Consider the following 19,458-nt stretch of genomic DNA (forward strand, 5'->3'; position numbering starts at 1 on the left):
TCGGAAGCCATGCTAAAAACTGTAGTTTGATGATATAAAAGTGTGTTGTGCGATCAAACTGTGGGCGCTCGGCCTCAGTTTTACCTTTACGATTACCGGCAATTTGCCGCGACACACCGAGTTAAAAGCAAAAATAGTGCCTAAAAAAATACCCTGTCAATGGTGACAGGGTATCAAGACGTCTTGCCATCGTTGCGATAAACGCTGTGGCAAATTTACAAGTAATCGCGCACCAACAGTTCCGCAATCTGCACTGAGTTCGTTGCAGCCCCTTTTCGGACGTTATCCGCTACGACCCAAAGGTTTAAGCCATTCGGGTGACTAATATCATTACGGATCCGACCCACTAAAACCTTATCAGTGCCAGTGCCCTCTTTCACTTGCGTTGGGTAGTCCTCACCTTCGAACACTTCGATATGTTCATGTTGGCTCAAGATGGCCACCGCTTCTGTAGCGTCAATTGGTTGACGGCATTCAATATGCACCGCTTCGGCATGGCCATAGAAAACAGGAACACGCACACAGGTGGGGTTCACGCCAATCATTTCATCGGCAAAGATCTTTTGCGTTTCCCACACCATTTTCATTTCTTCTTTGGTGTAGCCATTGTCCATAAACTGATCGATCTGTGGCAAACAATTAAACGCGATCTGTTTGCTATATAGCGCCGGTTCAGCGTCTTGACTATTGAGCAGTTTAACCGTTTGTCCGGCAAGTTCATCGATACCCGACTTACCGGAGCCCGAGACAGATTGATAGGTCGACACGTTAATACGCTCGATTCCCACTGCATCATAAATCGGTTTCAACGCCACCAGCATTTGGATGGTGGAACAATTGGGGTTAGCGATGATATTGCGGTTACGAAAATCGCCAATCGCGGCTGGGTTCACTTCGGGAACCACAAGAGGGACATCAAAGTCATAACGGAACTGGGAGGTGTTATCAATCACGACGACACCTGCGTCTGCCGCTATAGGCGCCCACTGTGCAGACGCTTGTGCGCCTGCTGAAAATAGGCCGATTTGCACTTGGGTCCAATCAAACTTCTCTACGTTTTGAACACGTAGGCTTTCGCCTTTGAATTTGATGGTTTCTCCTTCACTGCGCTCACTGGCGAGCAGGTGCAGTGTCCCAACCGGAAAATCGCGCTCTTCTAGGCTATCAATAATCGCGCGCCCTACCGCGCCTGTTGCGCCTAAAACCGCAACGTCAAATGCTTGTGTCATGCTTGCTCCTCAATACTAAAGCCGAGCTTAGCCAGCGACTGTAACCCGAAATCCGTCTGTCCGGCTACTGTGATCGCACTGTACTCACGTCGATCCCAGTAATTTTTTCGTAATTGGTCAAAGGCTGTACGTTGTGCGGGTTTATTGTCCCCAGCGCCATGCATCGCGCGACGAAAATCACTGTCGTCCCGACGAATATCGTAGACCAATTGTGTCAATGCCATTAGATCGCTTTGTTGCCACGGCTGAGCAAGCGTCACATGAGGAATGGGGGCCGTCGGTAGCAATTCACTGGCGTGAGCACGATGAGGCAGGCCAAGGTGTTCACACAGTGCGTTAAATACCATGGTAGTGCCGCGCGCTTTTCCTTCTAAGCCATAGCCTGCAATATGCGGCGTGGCAAAGGTCAGCTTATCCATGAGGTCCAGATCAACCTCGGGTTCATGCTCATACACATCAAGCACCGCATCCATGTCGCCTTGATCAAGTCGTGCACTCAAGGCCTGATTGTCAACCACAGGGCCGCGCGCCGCATTAATCAATATGCTGCCCGCGCCCAATGCCGCTAAACGTGTCGCGTTCATCAAATGGTAGGTGGGGTATTGGCCCTCGCGCGTTAATGGTGTGTGGAAAGTCACTACATCACACGATGCAATAAGTGTATCAATATCAACCATTGGGCGTGGATCACCGGCATCTTGGCGAGGCGGATCGCACAACACCGTTTTTATCCCCAGCGCATCAAGGCGCTCGGCTAGATAACTGCCCACGTGCCCGACTCCCACAATACCGACCGTCCGGTCTGTAATCGAGAATCCTTGTTGTTGGGCCAAGACAAGCAGCGCGCTGATCACATACTCAGCAACCCCAACTTTGTTGCAGCCGGGCGCAGCCGTCGCGTGAATACCTTGTGCATGCAGGGCGTTAAAATCAAGGTGATCTTCACCCGCGGTGGCAGAGCCGACAAAACGTAACCGAGACGCACCTTTGACTAGTGCCTGATTCACTTGTGTCACACTTCTTACCATTAATGCATCAGCATCAATCAAATCCGCCGCGCTGATTGCGCGTCCGGGTAATGCCACGACCTCACCCAATTGGCTAAACAAGGCTTGGGCATAAGGCATGTTTTCGTCTACAACAATTTTCACGTTCAACGTCCTGTGTGAGTCGGTGCACCGCGTATCGGATGCAAAATGCGAAGGCAATATTGTATCTGGCTCGTCACAAGAAAACACTCTTGCTCAATGGGGACGGTGGAATTATCGATGGCAGCAGTCGGCATAAAAAAACCCGGCCGAAGCCGGGTAAATCCAGGACCTGAAAAGACCATTACCGGCTCTCAACGATAATAGCCCGCGTCTGATGGCAGAATTGCTCTGCAAACCTGGAAAACGAGGGGCGGATTAACCGCGATATTTTTCGATCACCAAGGTCGCATTGGTGCCACCGAAGCCAAAGCTGTTCGACATCACTCGCGTCAGTGCTTGCTCACGCGGTGTAGTGACAATATCCAACCCTTCTGCAGCAGGATCGAGTTGTTCGATGTTAATACTTGGCGCCACAAAGCCATGCTCCAGCATCAACGTCGAATAAATGGCTTCATGCACACCTGCCGCGCCTAATGCGTGGCCCGTCATGGCTTTGGTCGCTGAAATCGCTGGGCTCTTACCTGCGAAAACTTCTTGGATCGCGCCAAGCTCTTTGACATCACCGACTGGCGTGGATGTACCGTGGGTGTTGATATAATCCACGTCGCCGTCCACATCTTGCATCGCCATCTTCATACAGCGGATAGCGCCTTCGCCTGACGGGGCAACCATGTCGTAGCCGTCAGAAGTCGCACCATAACCGACGATTTCACCATAGATGGTCGCGCCACGCGCCAATGCATGTTCAAGCTCTTCGACCACCAACATGCCGCCACCGCCAGAGATAACAAACCCATCGCGGTCTGCATCATAGGTCCGTGAAGCCTTTTGTGGGTCGTCATTATATTTCGTTGATAACGCACCCATGGCATCAAACATCATGGTTAATGACCAATCAAGCTCTTCGCCGCCACCCGCAAATACGATGTCTTGCTTACCCAATTGAATGAGCTCAAGTGCATGACCGATACAGTGTGCCGACGTCGCACAGGCAGAGCTCATGGTGTAGTTCACCCCTTTAATTTGAAATGGGGTGGCCAAGCACGCAGAGACCGTCGAGGACATAGTGCGTGGCACCATGTAAGGGCCAACACGTTTAACCCCTTTTTCTCGAAGAATATCGACAGCGGCTACTTGGTTAACAGAAGACGCACCGCCTGAGCCTGCGACAAGGCCGGTCCGTTCATTAGAGACGTGTTCAGGTGCAAGACCTGCGTGTTCAATCGCTTGCTCCATGGCAAGATAAGCAAAGCCAGCCGCGTCACCCATAAAGCGCATTTTTTTGCGGTCGATATGGTCGGCGGGGTTCAGTTTGAGATCACCCCAAACGTTGCTGCGCAGTTTCATATCGGCAAACTGCTGAGAGAAGTTAATGCCAGATTTTCCCGCTTTGAGCGACTCCAGCACTTCTTTGACGTTGTTACCAATACTGGAAACAATCCCCATGCCTGTAATGACAGCTCGTTTCATGATTCTTTCCTAGACGTTAATTTCGCAGTGGATGATAGCGTTTTTAAAGCTGATAAGTGGTCAGCTTTCCTTTCAGTCAGTACAATTTCGCTTTTACGACATTTTTGTATGAGGCATTTGTGAGCTCTCCCTCAATTAAACATGCGCAAATCAGTTGGAACGACACTGGCACACCGGTCGCCGACCAGTTTGACGATGTGTATTTTTCTAACGCTGACGGCCTCGCCGAAACCCGCTATGTGTTTTTGGCTCAAAACCAACTCCCCACCCGCTGGGAGACCCACTCATCGCCCCGCTTTGTGATCGCGGAAACCGGTTTCGGCACCGGATTAAACTTTCTCGCGACCTGGCACGCCTTTGCGCAGTTCCGCCAAGCCCAACCCGATGCGGTGGTCACGCAACTGCACTTTATCAGTTTCGAAAAATACCCTCTGACCGTAGAAGATCTTGACCGTGCGCATCAAGCTTGGCCTGAGCTTGCCCCGTATGCAGAGCAGCTTCGCTCTCACTACCCTGTCCCTTTGGCGGGCTGTCAACGGATCGTGCTGGCACAAGGTCAGATTACACTCGATTTGTGGTTCGGTGATATTAAAGATTGGTTACCACAGGTGCCGACGGGCGCTGCAGGGATTGTCGATGCTTGGTATCTCGACGGTTTTGCCCCGAGCAAAAACCCGGAGATGTGGAATCAAGATTTATTTGATGGCATGGCTAGGCTTGCCCGTGAGCAGTGTACTTGCGCCACCTTTACCGCCGCTGGTTTTGTCCGTCGTGGTCTATTAGCTGCCGGTTTTGACATGAAAAAGGTGAAAGGGTTTGGCCATAAACGCGAAATGCTGGCAGGCCGATTACCCACGCGGAAAACGGCGACCAGCTTTCAACCATGGTACGCACGGACTCCCGCTATATCGGCAGATGATATTGCAGTGATTGGCGGAGGGATTGCCAGTGCCGCATTGATCACGGCATTACTTCAACGCGGAAAACGCGTCACCCTCTACAGCCAAGACTCACATCCTGCGGCGGGAGCATCAGGTAACCGCCAAGGTGCCATTTATCCACTTTTAAATGGCAATAACGACAATTTAAGCCAATTTTTTGCTCCTGCGTTTTTGTTTGCCCGCCAGTTTGTTGAGCAACAACACGAGCAAGGGATCGCGTTTGAACACCAATGGTGTGGTGTGACGCAACTGGGTTACGATGAGAAAAGTGCGACCAAGCTGGCTAAAATGACCGAAGGTGACTTTCCAGACACACTCGTCACGCCAATCGATAAGGCCGATGTGGCTGAGACGGTCGGCCTAGAAACCGGCCATGCAGGCGTATTTTATCCATTGGGTGGGTGGATGAGCCCACAACAATTTACGGCCGCCGTGATTGATGCGGCTATCGCGAGCGGACAACTGCGCGCACATTTTGATTGCCACGTGGATGCTCTGACGCAATCCGACAATGGCTGGACACTTAACACAGCAATTGGTGAGGTTTGGCATCATAATGTGGTGATCGCAAACGGTCACCAATCCGCTCAATTTTGCCAAACACAGCCGATTCCTGTTTATCCGGTGCGAGGTCAAGTGAGCCATGTCCCCACCAATGCTGAGCTACGTCAACTTAATACAGTGCTGTGTTTCGAAGGCTATTTAACGCCGGCCAATCAAGCAGGAGAGCATTGCTTGGGGGCCAGTTACAGCCGGAATAATGCCGACCTCACTTTCCAAGCTGATGACCAAACCGAAAACCAACAGCGTCTCACCAGTTGTATTGATACCGACTGGGCGCGTGCCGTGCCGGTTGCGAAAGAAGGACGTGTGGGCGTGCGCTGCGCCAGTCGCGATCACCTCCCGTTTGTGGGCAATGTTTGCGACTATCACGCACTGGTTGCTGCGTACCAGAATCTGCAAAAAGATAAAGAAAAAGCAGGCTCAGTGCCTGTCTATCCGGGGCTATTTTGCCTACTCGGCTTGGGGTCACGTGGTCTTACGTCCGCACCGCTTGCCGCGGAAATACTCGCCGCACAATTGTGTGATGAGCCTTTACCATTACCACAAACGGTGCTCGACAGCCTGCATCCAGGGCGAATGTGGGTACGTAAGCTGTTAAAAGGTAAAGCCTTGTAACCACAAGCACGAGACAAAACAGCCATCGTCAAGACGATGGCTGTTTACTGTCGGTGCCGACTATTCCATGCGCGCAGCGGCGAAGACTATTGGTCTTTTTCAACCTGTTGCTGCAGCAAGTCCCACAATGCGCCCACCAAACGTTGATCGCCGGGAGACAATTCACTGGCATTGTCATTGAGGCTGGCATCCACACGCGCTTTGAGGGAGGCAACGTCATCAAGACCTTCCAGTTCGCAGTCTGCAGCGGCAAGAGACACATGGCCACGCAAATAACCACTGGCAAATAACTCATCATCAGAGGCGGTTTCTACCATCTCATCAATCAAGGTCAAAATACGTTCTTCGTAGTCTTGGATCATCATGTCTCTCTTAGCCTGACTCGGGCAATGCAAAATCGTTGGGCGTTAACGGGGCAATGCCGTAAAAGCCTCGCAAGGTATCAGAAAACTGCTTAGCACGCACGGGTAATGCGGGGCTTGTGCTGTCTTCGCTCAGGTAGTCCACCACTTGCTGACGCACTTTGGCAGTAAACGCATGGCGATCTGGCTCGACACCGCTTAAATTGTCGCAACTGACTTGAAAACGAAACCCACAGCTTGCAGAAAGTATCCACTCAATCGCTTGTGGCTTTACTTCCACGGCCTCAAAGGCGGCTTGCGTGTCAGCATCACGACCATCGGGGTGATACCAATATCCATAGTCTTCCAATTGACGACGTTTCTCGCCGGCAATGGTCCAATGTGCAATTTCATGTAGCGCAGAAGCAAAAAAACCGCGCGCAAAAATCACCCGATGATGTGGGTACGTTGCATCTGCGGGCTGATAAATGGGTTCATCGCCGCCCAGTAAGAGTTCAGTATTGAACGTACTAAGAAATGTTTGGTTAAAAAGCCGGATTAAGTCGTGATAATCGTGGGTCATACAGCACTTTAATAGGATTAAATATCAATCAGTAACAAAAAAGACATTTTTAGCGATAAAAAGCAGCATATCTATCAGCTAAGCCTTTCAATCTAAACACTCTTTTTTATTTATTCCTCATCACAAATTTGATTGTATGAGGCCGTTAAGGCCACTACAATGCGCGTCAATTTCTAATCCCAGTATAAGGTGTCGGGTTGTATGTTGTTATTGACGCTTTATGTCATTGGCATTACCGCGGAAGCCATGACAGGTGCGCTCAGCGCAGGTAGAAAACACATGGACTGGTTTGGGGTAATGTTTGTCGCCAGCGCCACCGCCATCGGTGGCGGAACCGTCCGCGATATTCTTTTTGGCCACTACCCTCTCACTTGGGTTGCTAACCCGCATTTTCTCGTGATTACTTGCGTCGCAGGCTTGATTACGCCGTGGATTGCCAGCTGGGTTGCACGCAATTATAAACTGTTTGTCACCCTAGATGCACTGGGCCTTGCCGCCTTCAGCATTATTGGCTGCCGCATTGCGATGGATATGGGGCTACATCCTCTGATTTGCATGGTTTCATCCCTGATCACCGGTATTTTTGGTGGACTATTGCGTGACTTAATCTGTCGTCAATCGCCGATGGTCTTGCACAAAGAGTTATATGCCTTGGTCGCCTTTGTAACCGGTGCGCTTTACTTTAGCTTGATTCGCCTCGATGTCGGTGAACTGATTGCGACGGTTGCTAGTTTAGTGATTGGCTTTAGTTTTCGAATGGCTGCCCTTCGTTTTGGTTGGTCGTTACCGGTTTTCCGCTTTGAAGCGCCTTCATCACTGCACTGATCATAAAAAACCGCACAACTGGGTGCGGTTTTTTGGGTAAGCGACTGAATCAAAAACTATATGCTGGGGTTCGCCCCCATTTGGCCACGATGACGCAGCAAATGGTCCATAAGCACAATCGCCACCATGGCTTCAGCAATTGGTACCGCGCGGATCCCCACACAGGGATCATGACGGCCTCGGGTCACCACATCCGCGGACTCCCCATGAATATCAATGCTTTTTCCCGGCACCGTAATGCTAGAAGTCGGCTTGAGCGCTAAATGGGCAACCAGCGGCTGACCTGAAGAAATCCCTCCCAGAATGCCACCGGCATGGTTTGAGGCAAAGCCGTCAGGATGTATTTCATCACGATGCTCACTGCCGCGCTGGGTTACCACATCAAAACCATCGCCAATCTCGACCCCTTTCACCGCATTGATCCCCATCAGTGCGTGGGCGATATCAGCATCTAAACGGTCAAACACCGGCTCCCCTAAGCCTACCGGCAGGTTTTCCGCCACTACGGTCAGTTTCGCACCAATCGAGTCGCCGTCTTTTTTAAGCTGACGGATAAGTGCGTCTAACTCATCGAGTTTATTTGGGTCAGGACAGAAGAAAGGATTTTGCTCAACTTGCGCCCAATCAACTGTGTCTATGGTCACGTCTCCCATCTGCGCCAAGTAGGCACGGACCTGAATACCGTGGACTTGGGCAAGGTATTTTTTAGCCACCGCCCCAGCGGCAACACGCATCGCGGTTTCACGTGCTGACGAACGACCACCGCCGCGGTAGTCGCGGATGCCATATTTATGATGGTAGGTAAAATCGGCATGGCCGGGACGAAACACATCTTTGATTTTGGAGTAATCTTTTGAGCGTTGGTCGGTATTTTCGATCATCAAGCCGATCGATGTCCCCGTGGTTTTGCCCTCAAACACACCGGAGAGAATCTTAACGGCGTCAGGCTCGCGACGCTGTGTGGTGTACTTCGATGTGCCGGGACGACGACGGTCAAGATCATGCTGCATGTCCGCTTCCGTCAGCGCCAATCCCGGGGGGCAGCCGTCAATAATCGCGCCCAGTGCGATACCGTGGCTTTCTCCAAACGTCGTCACGCGAAAAATTTGTCCAATCGTGTTGCCTGCCATGCCTTCCTCTGTTTGCCTGATGGGCATTGTTGTGTTTTTGCGTACTTTGTTAGCAATTAACCACAAAGCAGTCAAAGACGCAAAAAAAATCCACCTCAGATCGTCAGTGCCAAAATAAAAAAAGCCAGCACAAAGGCTGGCTATAAAAGTATGCTAAGCACGTGTGACTAGTCGCGATAAAGCGCAAACTCCTCAGCACAGGCAACTAAATCTTGGCGCGAGATCATGAACACGCCGTGACCACCGTTTTCGAATTCGATCCAATGCAATGGTAAGTGGCCATATTGCTCTTGCATGTGCACCATCGAGTTACCCACTTCACAAATCAGTACACCATCGTCGGTGAGGTAATCCGGCGCATTGGCGAGGATACGACGAACCAGTTTTAATCCATCCGTCCCGGCAGCCAGCCCTAATTCAGGCTCATGGCGGAACTCGTCAGGCAGGTCGGCCATGTCTTCTGCATCCACGTACGGAGGATTGCTAACAATCAAATCGTATTTATCTTGCGGGACGTCTTTTAGTAAGTCAGATCGCAGCGGGATCACTTGCTCTTCCAAGCCGTGATCTTGAATGTTGATTTCGGTCACTTCCAACGCATCGGTAGAAATATCCACCGCATCGACTTCCGCATCAGGGAAAGCATAGGCGCATGCAATCGCAATACAGCCACTGCCGGTGCATAGGTCCATAATCCGGCTTGGGGCATGCGGTAAAATACCGGCAAACTCTTGTTGGATCAGTTCACCAATCGGTGAACGTGGCACCAAGACGCGCTCGTCAACAAAAAACTCGAGGCCACAGAAATAGGCTTTGTTGGTCAAGTACGCAACAGGGGTTTTATCGTTAATCCGTGCAATGACACGCTCAACAATACGATGTTTTTCACTGGTGGTCAGGCGCGAAAAACGCGTCTCAGACGGGACATCGACAGGAAGATATAAGGTAGGAAGCACAAGCTGCACCGCCTCGTCCCAAGCATTGTCTGTGCCATGACCGTAAAACAGCCCTGCTGCATTGAAACGACTGACTGTCCAGCGCAGCATGTCTTGCAGCGTATGTAATTCGCTGACCACTTCTTCAGTAAAAATCGTATCCACATTGGCCTCCATCGGCTTCATGCAATTTAGGGTCGCCCTTTGACGCGAGGTCAGTACAATAAGCAGCATTTTGAGCTGGCTGAATGTACAATTCAGATTATCACCTCGGGGACAGTTTTTATGAGCAAAAAACCATCAATAACGGAAGAGGATTTTGCATTATTCCGTGATGCCGTCAAAGGCGCAAAAAAGTTGGAGCAGGATACCATAAACCCGCCACAACGCCAGACGAGCAAGCCGCGCAAACAGCAGCGATTCGAGCAACAAAGCCGCGATCATGCCTTTTATTTTTCTGATGAGTTTGAGCCTTTACTCAGTGAATCTGGCCCTATGCAATACGCCCGCCAAGGCGTCTCAAAATATGAGGTGAAACGCTTGCGTCGTGGCGTCTATGTGCCCGATATCTATTTAGATTTACATGGCATGACACAGATGGAAGCAAAACGTGAACTCGGCGCAATGCTCGCAGCCTGTGTCAAAGACGGCGTCCAGTGTGCCAGTGTCATGCACGGCATCGGCAAAGGGATCCTCAAAGAAAAAATCCCACTGTGGCTCGCACAGCATCCAGATGTGTTGGCATTTCATCAGGCCCCACTGGAGTTCGGCGGTAATGGTGCACTCTTGGTGTTAATCGACGTTTCCGACCGCTAGCTCCCGAGCCGGTTTAGCCTTGTAGCTCGCGCGGCGACATCATTGCAATAAGCTCGGCCGTATCGTTTTGACCGTCGATATCAAGTACCGCCATGGCTGACGTCGAGAACATTGGCGGCTGACCATTTTGCAGCCACTCGTTGGTCAAATAGCCCACCAGCGGCAAATGAGATACCACGAGGACAACATTCGGTGCTTCTACGTCAAACATGGCTTGCAGATAGGTATAGACTTGGTCGCTCTGACCATAAGGCGTGATGTCTGGCTCAGTGACAACCTCACGGGCAGGAAGGTGCGGCGCACAGACTTGCCAGGTTTGCTGAGCACGTAAGTAAGGACTTACCAATACTTTATCGATCGTCTCGCCAGCCAAATGTTGACTGAGCCAAGCTGCCATTTGCTCACTTTGTCGCTCGCCATTCGCGGTTAAACCGCGTTCACTATCGCTTGCAGCAAACGCTTGTGCTTCCCCATGACGCATTATGATCAGTTTCATAGCCAGAAATACTCACAACAGTTATCTGTGATTTAGCCGCATGCTACCAATGTATATCGCAAAAGACCAAAGAAGTGGTTTGCGACTCAGGTCACTGGTAGTCATAATTGAGGCATAACTTGTTTAAACGATATCGAGTTGCCTGTGCATGTTAGCCCAAATGACAATAAGCGCTACCGTTATTTCACCCTGCCCAACGCGCTCCGCGTTTTGGCAGTCTCCGATCCTGCGGCACACCGCAGCGCGGCAGCCTTATCTGTTAATGTGGGCCATTTTCATGACCCAGCCGACCGAGAAGGCTTGGCACACTTTCTCGAGCATATGCTGTTTTTGGGCACGGATGCGTATCCGCTAGCAGGTGACTTTCAGCGCTTTATTAGCCAGCATGGTGGCCATAATAACGCGTGGACAGGGACTGAAAACACCACCTTCTTTTTCGATATTCGCCCCAGCCAATTCCGCGCGGCTCTCGACCGTTTCAGCGCGTTTTTTATTTCGCCTCGCTTTGATGCCGATGCTGTCGATAAAGAGCGTCAGTCCGTGGATGCTGAATATCGCATGAAGCTCAACGACGATGTGCGACGCATCTATCAAGTCCATAAAGAAACCATTAATCCCGCTCACCCTTTCGCAAAATTTTCAGTCGGAAGCTTGGAGACCTTGGCAGATAGAGCGGGTCAGTCGGTACGGGACGATCTGATTGCGTTTTATCACGCCAATTACAGCGCTAACCTGATGACGTTAGCCGTCACGGGCCCACAGTCACTTGATGAGCTAGAAGCGATGGCACAGCAGCATTTTAGTGCCATTATCAATCACGACTATTCGCCTCTGCGCATCCATGAACCGCTGATTAGTGCCGCACAGCGGCGCCAGTGGGTCACCGTGGAACCACTTAAAGAGGTACGCAAGTTAACCCTCGCGTTCTCACTGCCCGAAAGCGAATATCAATACCGAACAAAACCTCTGTCTTACATCGCGCACCTTCTCGGCTACGAAGGTCCCGGTAGCTTAATGTCTCTGCTCAAAAGCAAAGGCTACATCAATACCCTCTCCGCAGGCGGCGGCATCAGTGGCAAAGATTTCCGTGAGTTTACCTTAAGCCTTGCACTCACCGAGCTGGGCTTGAGCAAGCTCGACGACATTATCACCTATGTGTTTCAAGCCATTCAGCTTATCCGCCAATACGGTGTGGAAGCGTGGCGTTACCAAGAAAAACGCCAAGTCCAAGAGCTCGCGTTTTACTATCAAGAGCCGCTGCGTCCGATTGATACGGTGAGTCAGCTGGTGATGAATATGCAGCATTATGACCCGATTGAGGTGGTGTACGGGGATTACATGATGGCCGGTTTTGACCACGCCCAAATCCAAGCCATGCTGCAGCAAATGACGGTCGATAACCTCAGAGTAACCTTGGTTGCCAAAGGCTTTAAATACGACAAACAAGCCAAATGGTATGACACGCCCTATGCGGTGAAGCACTTTAGCGAAAAGCAGTGTGAGAAATGGCGCACCACCTATATTTCTCCTGCGCTGACCTTACCCGATCCAAATCCCTACATTGCCGATGCACTGCGCCCCTTACCACTTGAAGATGATGCAAGCGATACGCCGATATTGATAGAAGAGCTGCCAGGATTCCGGCTCTGGCATGGTCAAGAGCCTCACTTTCGGGTGCCCAAAGGGCATGTCTACATTGCCATTGACAGTCCGCATGCCGTCGCTAGCGTCAAAAACATTGTCATGACGCGCTTGAGCGTCGAAATGCTACTTGAAGCGCTGAACGAACATGCCTACCAAGCAGAAATTGCAGGCATTAATTACAACTTATATGCCCACCAAGGTGGCGTGACATTAAACCTCAGTGGCTTTAATGATAAACAACCGCTGCTGTTGGCCTTGATCCTCGACACCTTTTCACGGCGAAACTTTAAGCCCGAACGCTTTGAAGTGATCAAAAGCCAACTTAAGCGTAATTGGGAAAACGGGGCCAAAAATAAGCCATTAAGTCAGCTCTATAACAGCATGACGGGGATATTGCAGCCCAATAACCCACCCTATCAAGCCTTGCTCGACGCGCTCGACACCGTCACGCTCGCCGATTTACCCGAGTTCGTTGAGGCCATGTTCGCCACGCTGCATGTGGATATGTTTGTCTATGGCAACTGGCACCGTCACCAAGCGAAGGCCTTGGCCGAAACCGTTAAAGATGCGCTGCGGGTAGACGATCAAACCTATCAAGAATCGGTCCGGCCGCTGACCTTATTAGATGACTGTGGCACCGTGAGCTACGAGCTAGCACTCGATCATGCGGAGTCGGCGTTGTTGGTGTACTACCAAAGTCCAGACACCTCCGCCAAAGCAGTCGCCACCTACACGCTAGCCAACCATTTAATGTCGGCCACCTTTTTTAACGAGTTGCGCACGCGCCAACAATTGGGATATATGGTAGGCGCTGGCAATTTACCGTTAAATCGCCACCCAGGGCTGATCTTTTACGTCCAATCGCCAATGGCAGGCCCTAACCAACTGATGGCCGCCGTGGATGATTTCCTCAATGCGCTATTTATGATCTTGCTGGAAATGAGCGAAGCGCGCTGGCAAAGCAGTAAGCAAAGCTTGTTAGCGCAAATTCGCGAGCCAGATAATAACCTACGTGCTCGCGCGCAGCGCTATTGGATCAGTATCGGCAACAAAGACTATCACTACGAACGCCGTGAACAGGTGGCTGAGGCCATGGAGTCGCTAACCCGTGCCGACATGGTGCGGTTTGTGGTTAACCGTCTCAAACCGCGAACCGCGGATAGGCTTGTTATGCATAGCTGCGGCAGCGAGCACCGTGAACATGCCGAATTAGACGGTGCGCACCCTATTCGCGATATTGACGCATTTCGGGCCATTTGTGGCCGCAGCGAAGAATAAGCGCGTCACTGCAAAACTACAGTGGCCTGACAAACGACCACGATAAAAAAGGGCAGCGTGACGCTGCCCTTTTGGTTTAGGTGGCACGCCGAGCTCAGGGATAAAACTGTTGCCCTTCTTTTGCCATCATCACCAAACGCTCGCACGGTGCAAAACGGTCGCCATAACGGTCTTGATGAGATTGCAGCAAGCTCACAATGCGCTCTACTCCCACTTGGTCCATATAGCGGAAAGGACCGCCTAGGAAAGGAGGGAACCCAATGCCGAAAATCGCACCGATATCACCATCACGGGCAGAGCGAATCACCCCTTCATCCAAACAACGCGCCGCTTCATTGAGCATCATCAGCGCACATCGCTGTGCGATGTCATGGCCAGAGAGCGTTGGATTCAGCTTGATATTGAGCAGGCTGTACACTTTTTTATCGGCCTGTTTGCCCTTGCTGCCTTTTTTGCCCGTATCGTATAAGTAAAATCCTTTGCCTGTTTTACGCCCTTTTCGGTCGTCGTTCAGCAACACGTCAAACACATCTGGCGCTTCAAAACGCTCACCCAGCTCTTGAGTCAAAATGGGCGCAATCTTAGCCCCAATATCGATTCCGACTTCATCCAACAAAGTGATAGGACCAACTGGGAAACCGAAGTCGAGTAAAGCATTGTCGATATGCTCAATGCTTTCGCCAGCCAATAACACTCGCGCCGCTTCGTTCATATAGGGCGCTAGGATACGATTGACATAAAAGCCCGCACTGTCACCAACCACGATAGGCGTTTTACCTTGTTGACGAGCCAGTTTTACCACCGTCGAAATGGTCTTCTCACTGGTACCTGTATGCGGGATGACTTCCACCAGCGGCATTTTTTCCACCGGGCTAAAGTAATGCAAGCCCACAATGTTCTCCGGGCGCTGGCTGCCTTGAGCTATTTGGTGAATAGGCAATGACGAGGTATTGGTGGCAAAAATTGCCTCGTTTCCTGTAATTGACTCCATTTCCTCGACCATACGATGCTTGAGTGATAAATCTTCAAACACCGCTTCAATCACCACATCTGCATTCGACAAGGTGGTCGCTTGCGTATCGCCAGACAGTTGCATCATGGTCGCTTGCAGTTCCGCTTTACTGATCTGCTTACGCTTGCGCTTTTTGTTGAGCAAATTGTAGCTGTAGCGCAGCGCATTTAAGATGCCGTCTTCACTGACGTCCTTCACTCGGACAGGATAGCCGGCTTTTGCCACCGACACATGGGCAATCCCGGCCCCCATCAAGCCGCCACCTAAGACGCCAATCCGTTTAATCTCGCCCGGCTCAGCATCTGCACCGTTTTCTTTTTTCATCGCCGTGGTCGCAAAGAAAATGCTACGCAACGCTTTGGATTCGCTGGTCATCACCAGTTCACCAAAACGGCGCGCTTCCTCTTCAAGACCCGCTTGAATGCCTTTATCTAACCCCTTTTTCACCACCGCAAGAATCGCATCCGCAGCAGGATAGTTACCCCGTGTTTTAGCACGGGTTTTCTTTCCTGCTTGGTCAAAGACAAAGTTACGGCCAACCGCATTACCACTGAGCATCCAGCTTTGCCAGCTACGCGGGCGCTTGGGCTTTGATTTTTGCGCCAAGGCTTCTGCCACATCCAGCAATACGGTATGCGGAACACAGTCATCAATCACGCCGAGCTTTTTCGCTTTTTTCGCTCGCAGTTGTTTGCCGGTTAGGATCATATCCAGCGCATTTGGCACGCCAATAAGACGTGGCAGTCGCTGCGTACCGCCCGAGCCGGGTAATAACCCCAGTTGCACTTCTGGCAGCCCGAGTCGGGTTTTGTCCCAATCGGTCGCGACACGGCTATGACATGCCAACGCGAGCTCCAATCCGCCCCCTAAACATGGGCCGTGGATTGCAGCTACAACATGGAAGGGTAGCTTTTCAATACGTGCAAATAACATTTGTCCTTGTGCGGCAATCTCTGCGGCTTGTTCAGCTGTTTCACACGCATCGAGCATGCGCACATCCGCACCGGCAATAAAGTTGTCTGGCTTGCCAGAATGGATCACAAGCCCCTTAATATTGCTATTGTTTTCCAGTTGTTCCAGTACCTCGGAGACCCCTTCGACAAAGCTTGCCTGTAGGGTATTCATGCTTTCTCCGGGAACATCCACTTTTAGCCAAGCGACTTGGTTGTCAGCGATATGTAGCGTAAAGGCTTGATGGTTTTCGACTGTCATTATTCCGCCTCCAAAATCATTGCTGCGCCAAGGCCACCTGCGGCACATGCGGTGTTAAGGGCCAGTCCGCCGCCACGACGTTTCAGTTCACGCAGTGTTTGGGTGATCATACGGGCACCGGTTGCCGCAAATGGGTGACCGTATGCAATCGAGCCCCCCAAGACGTTAAATTTATCCATATCAATTTCGCCAATCGCGCGGTCACGATTAAGGTGCTCACGTGCAAACGTCTCGGATGCAAACATTTTTACATTCGAAAGGGTTTGTGCCGCAAAGGCCTCGTGCATATCGATCAAGGTTAGGTCGGACAGTGAAATACCGGCACGGTCGAGCGCTAGCGGCGTCGCGTAAGACGGCCCCATCAGCATGTCTTTTTGCACCCCAATGGCGGAGAAAGCATATGAGCGGATATACCCTAATACCTCAAGGCCTAGCGCTTTGGCGCGGCTTTCTGGCATCATCAATACCGCAGCGGCACCATCAGTGAGCGGCGTACTGTTTGCCGCGGTGACCGAGCCATGCTTGCGGTCAAAAGCTGGGCGCAGTTTCGCGTAATCCTCGAGAGTGGATTGCGGACGTAAGTTGTTGTCTTGTGCAATCCACGCTTTGTAAGGTTCAGGGTACGCTGTCATCACCTCATCACTGAGCAAGCCTTCGTCCCACGCTTTGCTCGCCAGTTGGTGCGAGCGTAGCGCTAAGGCATCTTGTTCTTTGCGGCTAATTTGATGTGACTTCGCCATTTGCTCTGCGGTTTGCCCCATACTCAGGCCGGTTGAATATTCCGCTACCGCAGGTGGAACAGGTGCCAGATCTTTCACCGAAAGCTTACTGAGCAGCTTCAAACGCTTGCTCATTGTTTTGGCTTTACTCAAGTCCAAAAGAGTGCGTGCTAACTTCTTGCTCACACCAATGGGCAGTACGGACGACGAGTCCGCGCCCCCAGCAATACCCACTTCGATATTGCCCGCGATCATGCTCTCAGCAACATTTACCACCGCTTGAAAACTGGTCGCACAAGCACGTGTGACACTGTAGGCGTCAGTATGGATGTCCATACCTGTCCCCAATACAATTTCACGGGCAATGTTTGGGGCTTCCGGCATTTGTACCACTTGACCAAACACGACTTGATCGATGTCTTTCGGCGAAATCGCACTGCGATTGAGCATTTCTTGAACCACCATTTTTCCGAGGTCAACCGCGGGGACATCTGTATAGGCGGTTGACTGGCGGGCAAATGGCGTGCGCAGCCCAGACACAATGGCGATACGATCGCCCTTGCTGGTTTTAAGGTGTTGCTGAGACGTCATCACTGCTCCTTAGGATGTTCTACAGGTCTGACCACGAGTGTAACTAAAATGTTACCAGCTTAAAACATCCGTTTTAATTGATTGGTAAGATTGCCAACAGGCGCACAATTCAGCACCTAGGCTGATCACAGTGATTTATTTTCAGAGAATTGAAAAGAAAATACGCAATAAAAAAAGGGGCTACACGCTAGCGTGAGCCCCAAAAAAGATTGGAAAGCAAAACGATAATCTGGGAAGTGTGCAGTGCTTTTCCCCGCACCCAGATCCGAACAGAAAGTCATATCATTCAAAAAGGAAACGCCGTTCACTCAACCTCACGAGTGTCGACACATGGCCGATAACGACAGGGTTCACTTTACCGACTTGTGAGTACGCTATATTGAAACAGATCAAAGTTACGCCGCTTTTCGTGAAAAGATGAAATTTAATGACACTTTTCACGGTCAGTATGAAATTAATCGTCACCTTATAAGGTCGAGTCTGGTATGAACCGACAAGCCCGTTATGAGGCACTGGTGCGCGCTTGGCACCGTGACCTCTATCGCTATGCTTTCTGGCTAGCGAAAGATCCGCATATCGCGGAAGACTTAGTGCAAGAAACCTGTTTGCGCGCATGGCGAGCCCTGGACAGTTTGCACGATGATAAAGCTGCAAAAGCCTGGCTTATTACTATTTTACGCCGAGAAAATGCGCGACGTTTCGAACGCAAACAGTTTGATACCGTGGAAGTCGAAGAGGGAGAGCTGATCGACAACACTCGTCCGAGTGAAGAAGCCTCGATGGAGCAGCGCTGGTTACACCGTCAAATCGCCGCCCTCGCCCCTGAGTACCGAGAGCCGCTAGTGCTGCAAGTGATCGCGGGGTTTAGTGGCGATGAAATCGCTCAGATCCTTGATTTAAATAAAAACACGGTGATGACACGTTTATTCCGAGCAAGAGCGCAACTCAAAGAAGCACTCGATACCAACGCCAACCCGGGAGGCATACACTATGGACGATCTTGAATTCCGTCGCCGTCTTCTGGCTGATCCGCATACCACAGATCCAGATGTCCAAGCACATAAGTCAGCGTCAGCAAGCCATCAACAGTATGCCGACGATATTGCCGATCTCGACAGTAAAATCGACCAAGCCTTGCGGGTCGATGTGCCTGAGGATTTGGCGGATAAAATCGTATTTGCACAAACATCCCATGTCGCTGCTCAGACGAAGCGACCTCGCTGGCATCTGGCGATCGCCGCATCGATTGCGTTTGTATTTGGGATCGCTTTGGGCCAATTTAACTGGGGACTCGGTAGCATGGATATCAACCGTGTTGCCTTGGCACACTACTATCATGAACATGCCTTTATCGAGGGTGTCAATGAAAATGCCAGCATTCAACAGGTTAACGCTAAGTTACGTCCTTTCGGCAAAGCATTCACCCAGCTCCCCGGCCAAGTCACCTATATCAACCATTGCAGTTTTGGTGACCAACATGCGCTGCATATGGTGATGGAAGCTGATGGGCAGGCCTATACGGTTTTTGTGGTTCCCATGTCCAGTCAATCTCCTGCCCAGCAACGTGATGGTAATATGATGTCGGTAAGCCTGCCGGCTCATGATGCGAGCGTCATTGTTGTCGGTGAAGCGAACGAGACATTGTCACCGATTGCCCAGCAACTGCAAAGCCATTTGCGTCCACAAGCCATTTAACGACATACGCGGCGATCATACTCGCCGCTTCTTCTCTCATGTTTCACTCGTTGATAGCGGTCGGCCCGCCCTGTTTTAGCGAACACGCGTGTACACACTTGTACGCTGAAATACTGATCATTGCTAACTAACCAACCACTAAAATTAGTAACAAGAACTAGTTTAAAAATTAAAAATAGATTTTTATCCTGTTTTTCTCTCCATATACGAC

Annotated in this window: 17 protein-coding genes; 6 read left to right on the top strand and 11 right to left on the bottom strand. The window is 50.9% G+C overall.

Annotation, left to right across the window (positions count from 1 at the left end):
- Positions 1–215: 215 nt before the first annotated feature.
- The 3 genes from BZG82_RS01935 to fabB form a co-directional block, all read right to left on the bottom strand.
- The gene (locus BZG82_RS01935) at positions 216–1,229 is read right to left on the bottom strand and encodes an aspartate-semialdehyde dehydrogenase (RefSeq protein ID WP_077765039.1); all 1,014 of its coding nucleotides are present in this window, start codon (positions 1,227–1,229) and stop codon (positions 216–218) included.
- Complete coding sequence (gene pdxB, locus BZG82_RS01940) at positions 1,226–2,380, bottom strand: 4-phosphoerythronate dehydrogenase PdxB (protein ID WP_077765040.1); 1,155 nt, start codon at positions 2,378–2,380, stop codon at positions 1,226–1,228. Before pdxB ends, BZG82_RS01935 begins: the two co-directional genes overlap by 4 nt.
- Positions 2,381–2,635: 255 nt before the next feature.
- Positions 2,636–3,850: a beta-ketoacyl-ACP synthase I gene (fabB, locus tag BZG82_RS01945; RefSeq protein WP_069587218.1), complete on the bottom strand. Its 1,215-nt coding sequence runs from the start codon at positions 3,848–3,850 to the stop codon at positions 2,636–2,638.
- Positions 3,851–3,969: 119 nt separating this feature from the next.
- Between fabB and mnmC the strand changes: the two genes are divergently transcribed.
- Positions 3,970–5,970: a bifunctional tRNA (5-methylaminomethyl-2-thiouridine)(34)-methyltransferase MnmD/FAD-dependent 5-carboxymethylaminomethyl-2-thiouridine(34) oxidoreductase MnmC gene (gene mnmC / locus BZG82_RS01950; protein ID WP_077765041.1), complete on the top strand. Its 2,001-nt coding sequence runs from the start codon at positions 3,970–3,972 to the stop codon at positions 5,968–5,970.
- Between the two features lie 86 nt (positions 5,971–6,056).
- Here mnmC and BZG82_RS01955 read toward each other — a convergent pair whose 3' ends face one another.
- Together BZG82_RS01955 and BZG82_RS01960 are read right to left on the bottom strand one after the other, a co-directional pair.
- Entirely contained in the window at positions 6,057–6,332 is a 276-nt protein-coding gene (locus BZG82_RS01955) for a YfcL family protein (protein ID WP_069587231.1), read from the bottom strand.
- A 10-nt stretch (positions 6,333–6,342) separates the two neighbouring features.
- On the bottom strand, positions 6,343–6,894 hold the full coding sequence (locus BZG82_RS01960) for an elongation factor P hydroxylase (RefSeq protein ID WP_077662847.1): 552 nt from the start codon (positions 6,892–6,894) through the stop codon (positions 6,343–6,345).
- Between the two features lie 201 nt (positions 6,895–7,095).
- Here BZG82_RS01960 and BZG82_RS01965 point away from each other — a divergent pair, with 201 nt between their 5' ends.
- Entirely contained in the window at positions 7,096–7,719 is a 624-nt protein-coding gene (locus BZG82_RS01965; protein WP_077662848.1) for a trimeric intracellular cation channel family protein, read from the top strand.
- Between the two features lie 56 nt (positions 7,720–7,775).
- On the opposite strand, the gene aroC is transcribed toward BZG82_RS01965, so the two are convergent.
- Together aroC and prmB are read right to left on the bottom strand one after the other, a co-directional pair.
- Positions 7,776–8,849 carry a chorismate synthase gene (gene aroC / locus BZG82_RS01970; protein WP_077765042.1) on the bottom strand — a complete coding sequence of 358 codons (1,074 nt, stop codon included), beginning with the start codon at positions 8,847–8,849 and terminating at the stop codon, positions 7,776–7,778.
- 167 nt (positions 8,850–9,016) lie between these two features.
- Positions 9,017–9,949: a 50S ribosomal protein L3 N(5)-glutamine methyltransferase gene (gene prmB / locus BZG82_RS01975; RefSeq protein WP_077479285.1), complete on the bottom strand. Its 933-nt coding sequence runs from the start codon at positions 9,947–9,949 to the stop codon at positions 9,017–9,019.
- 120 nt (positions 9,950–10,069) lie between these two features.
- On the opposite strand from prmB, the gene smrB reads away from it, so the two are divergent.
- The gene (gene smrB, locus BZG82_RS01980; protein WP_069587210.1) at positions 10,070–10,600 is read left to right on the top strand and encodes an endonuclease SmrB; all 531 of its coding nucleotides are present in this window, start codon (positions 10,070–10,072) and stop codon (positions 10,598–10,600) included.
- Between the two features lie 13 nt (positions 10,601–10,613).
- Here the strand turns inward: smrB and sixA are convergent, their stop codons facing one another.
- Positions 10,614–11,096, bottom strand: coding sequence for a phosphohistidine phosphatase SixA (gene sixA, locus BZG82_RS01985; RefSeq protein ID WP_069587208.1), 483 nt, complete (start codon positions 11,094–11,096; stop codon positions 10,614–10,616).
- A 144-nt stretch (positions 11,097–11,240) separates the two neighbouring features.
- On the opposite strand from sixA, the gene BZG82_RS01990 reads away from it, so the two are divergent.
- Positions 11,241–14,018, top strand: coding sequence for an insulinase family protein (locus BZG82_RS01990; protein WP_077677923.1), 2,778 nt, complete (start codon positions 11,241–11,243; stop codon positions 14,016–14,018).
- A 94-nt stretch (positions 14,019–14,112) separates the two neighbouring features.
- Here BZG82_RS01990 and fadJ read toward each other — a convergent pair whose 3' ends face one another.
- Both fadJ and fadI read right to left on the bottom strand, forming a co-directional pair.
- Positions 14,113–16,242, bottom strand: coding sequence for a fatty acid oxidation complex subunit alpha FadJ (fadJ, locus tag BZG82_RS01995; RefSeq protein WP_108742942.1), 2,130 nt, complete (start codon positions 16,240–16,242; stop codon positions 14,113–14,115).
- Entirely contained in the window at positions 16,242–17,552 is a 1,311-nt protein-coding gene (fadI, locus tag BZG82_RS02000; protein ID WP_077479250.1) for an acetyl-CoA C-acyltransferase FadI, read from the bottom strand. Before fadI ends, fadJ begins: the two co-directional genes overlap by 1 nt.
- Before the next feature lie 485 nt (positions 17,553–18,037).
- Here fadI and BZG82_RS02005 point away from each other — a divergent pair, with 485 nt between their 5' ends.
- Together BZG82_RS02005 and BZG82_RS02010 are read left to right on the top strand one after the other, a co-directional pair.
- Complete coding sequence (locus BZG82_RS02005; RefSeq protein WP_077765043.1) at positions 18,038–18,556, top strand: sigma-70 family RNA polymerase sigma factor; 519 nt, start codon at positions 18,038–18,040, stop codon at positions 18,554–18,556.
- Entirely contained in the window at positions 18,543–19,247 is a 705-nt protein-coding gene (locus tag BZG82_RS02010; RefSeq protein ID WP_077765044.1) for a DUF3379 family protein, read from the top strand. Before BZG82_RS02005 ends, BZG82_RS02010 begins: the two co-directional genes overlap by 14 nt.
- On the opposite strand, the gene BZG82_RS16530 is transcribed toward BZG82_RS02010, so the two are convergent.
- Positions 19,244–19,458: hypothetical protein (locus tag BZG82_RS16530; protein ID WP_206744447.1), on the bottom strand; the 215-nt coding region annotated here is incomplete at its 5' end. The genes BZG82_RS02010 and BZG82_RS16530 overlap by 4 nt on opposite strands.

Source organism: Salinivibrio sp. PR5, from assembly GCF_001996085.1.
GTDB classification, from domain to species: domain Bacteria; phylum Pseudomonadota; class Gammaproteobacteria; order Enterobacterales; family Vibrionaceae; genus Salinivibrio; species Salinivibrio proteolyticus.

Excerpts from the sequence above, each read along its gene's own strand:
- fabB (WP_069587218.1), bottom strand. The coding sequence starts at position 3,850 with ATGAAACGAGCTGTCATTACAGGCATGGGGATTGTTTCCAGTATTGGT.
- BZG82_RS01960 (WP_077662847.1), bottom strand. The coding sequence starts at position 6,894 with ATGACCCACGATTATCACGACTTAATCCGGCTTTTTAACCAAACATTT.
- fadJ (WP_108742942.1), bottom strand. The coding sequence starts at position 16,242 with ATGACAGTCGAAAACCATCAAGCCTTTACGCTACATATCGCTGACAAC.
- fadI (WP_077479250.1), bottom strand. The coding sequence starts at position 17,552 with ATGACGTCTCAGCAACACCTTAAAACCAGCAAGGGCGATCGTATCGCC.
- aroC (WP_077765042.1), bottom strand. The coding sequence starts at position 8,849 with ATGGCAGGCAACACGATTGGACAAATTTTTCGCGTGACGACGTTTGGA.
- BZG82_RS01965 (WP_077662848.1), top strand. The coding sequence starts at position 7,096 with ATGTTGTTATTGACGCTTTATGTCATTGGCATTACCGCGGAAGCCATG.
- sixA (WP_069587208.1), bottom strand. The coding sequence starts at position 11,096 with ATGAAACTGATCATAATGCGTCATGGGGAAGCACAAGCGTTTGCTGCA.
- BZG82_RS01935 (WP_077765039.1), bottom strand. The coding sequence starts at position 1,229 with ATGACACAAGCATTTGACGTTGCGGTTTTAGGCGCAACAGGCGCGGTA.
- BZG82_RS01955 (WP_069587231.1), bottom strand. The coding sequence starts at position 6,332 with ATGATCCAAGACTACGAAGAACGTATTTTGACCTTGATTGATGAGATG.
- BZG82_RS02010 (WP_077765044.1), top strand. The coding sequence starts at position 18,543 with ATGGACGATCTTGAATTCCGTCGCCGTCTTCTGGCTGATCCGCATACC.
- smrB (WP_069587210.1), top strand. The coding sequence starts at position 10,070 with ATGAGCAAAAAACCATCAATAACGGAAGAGGATTTTGCATTATTCCGT.
- BZG82_RS02005 (WP_077765043.1), top strand. The coding sequence starts at position 18,038 with ATGAACCGACAAGCCCGTTATGAGGCACTGGTGCGCGCTTGGCACCGT.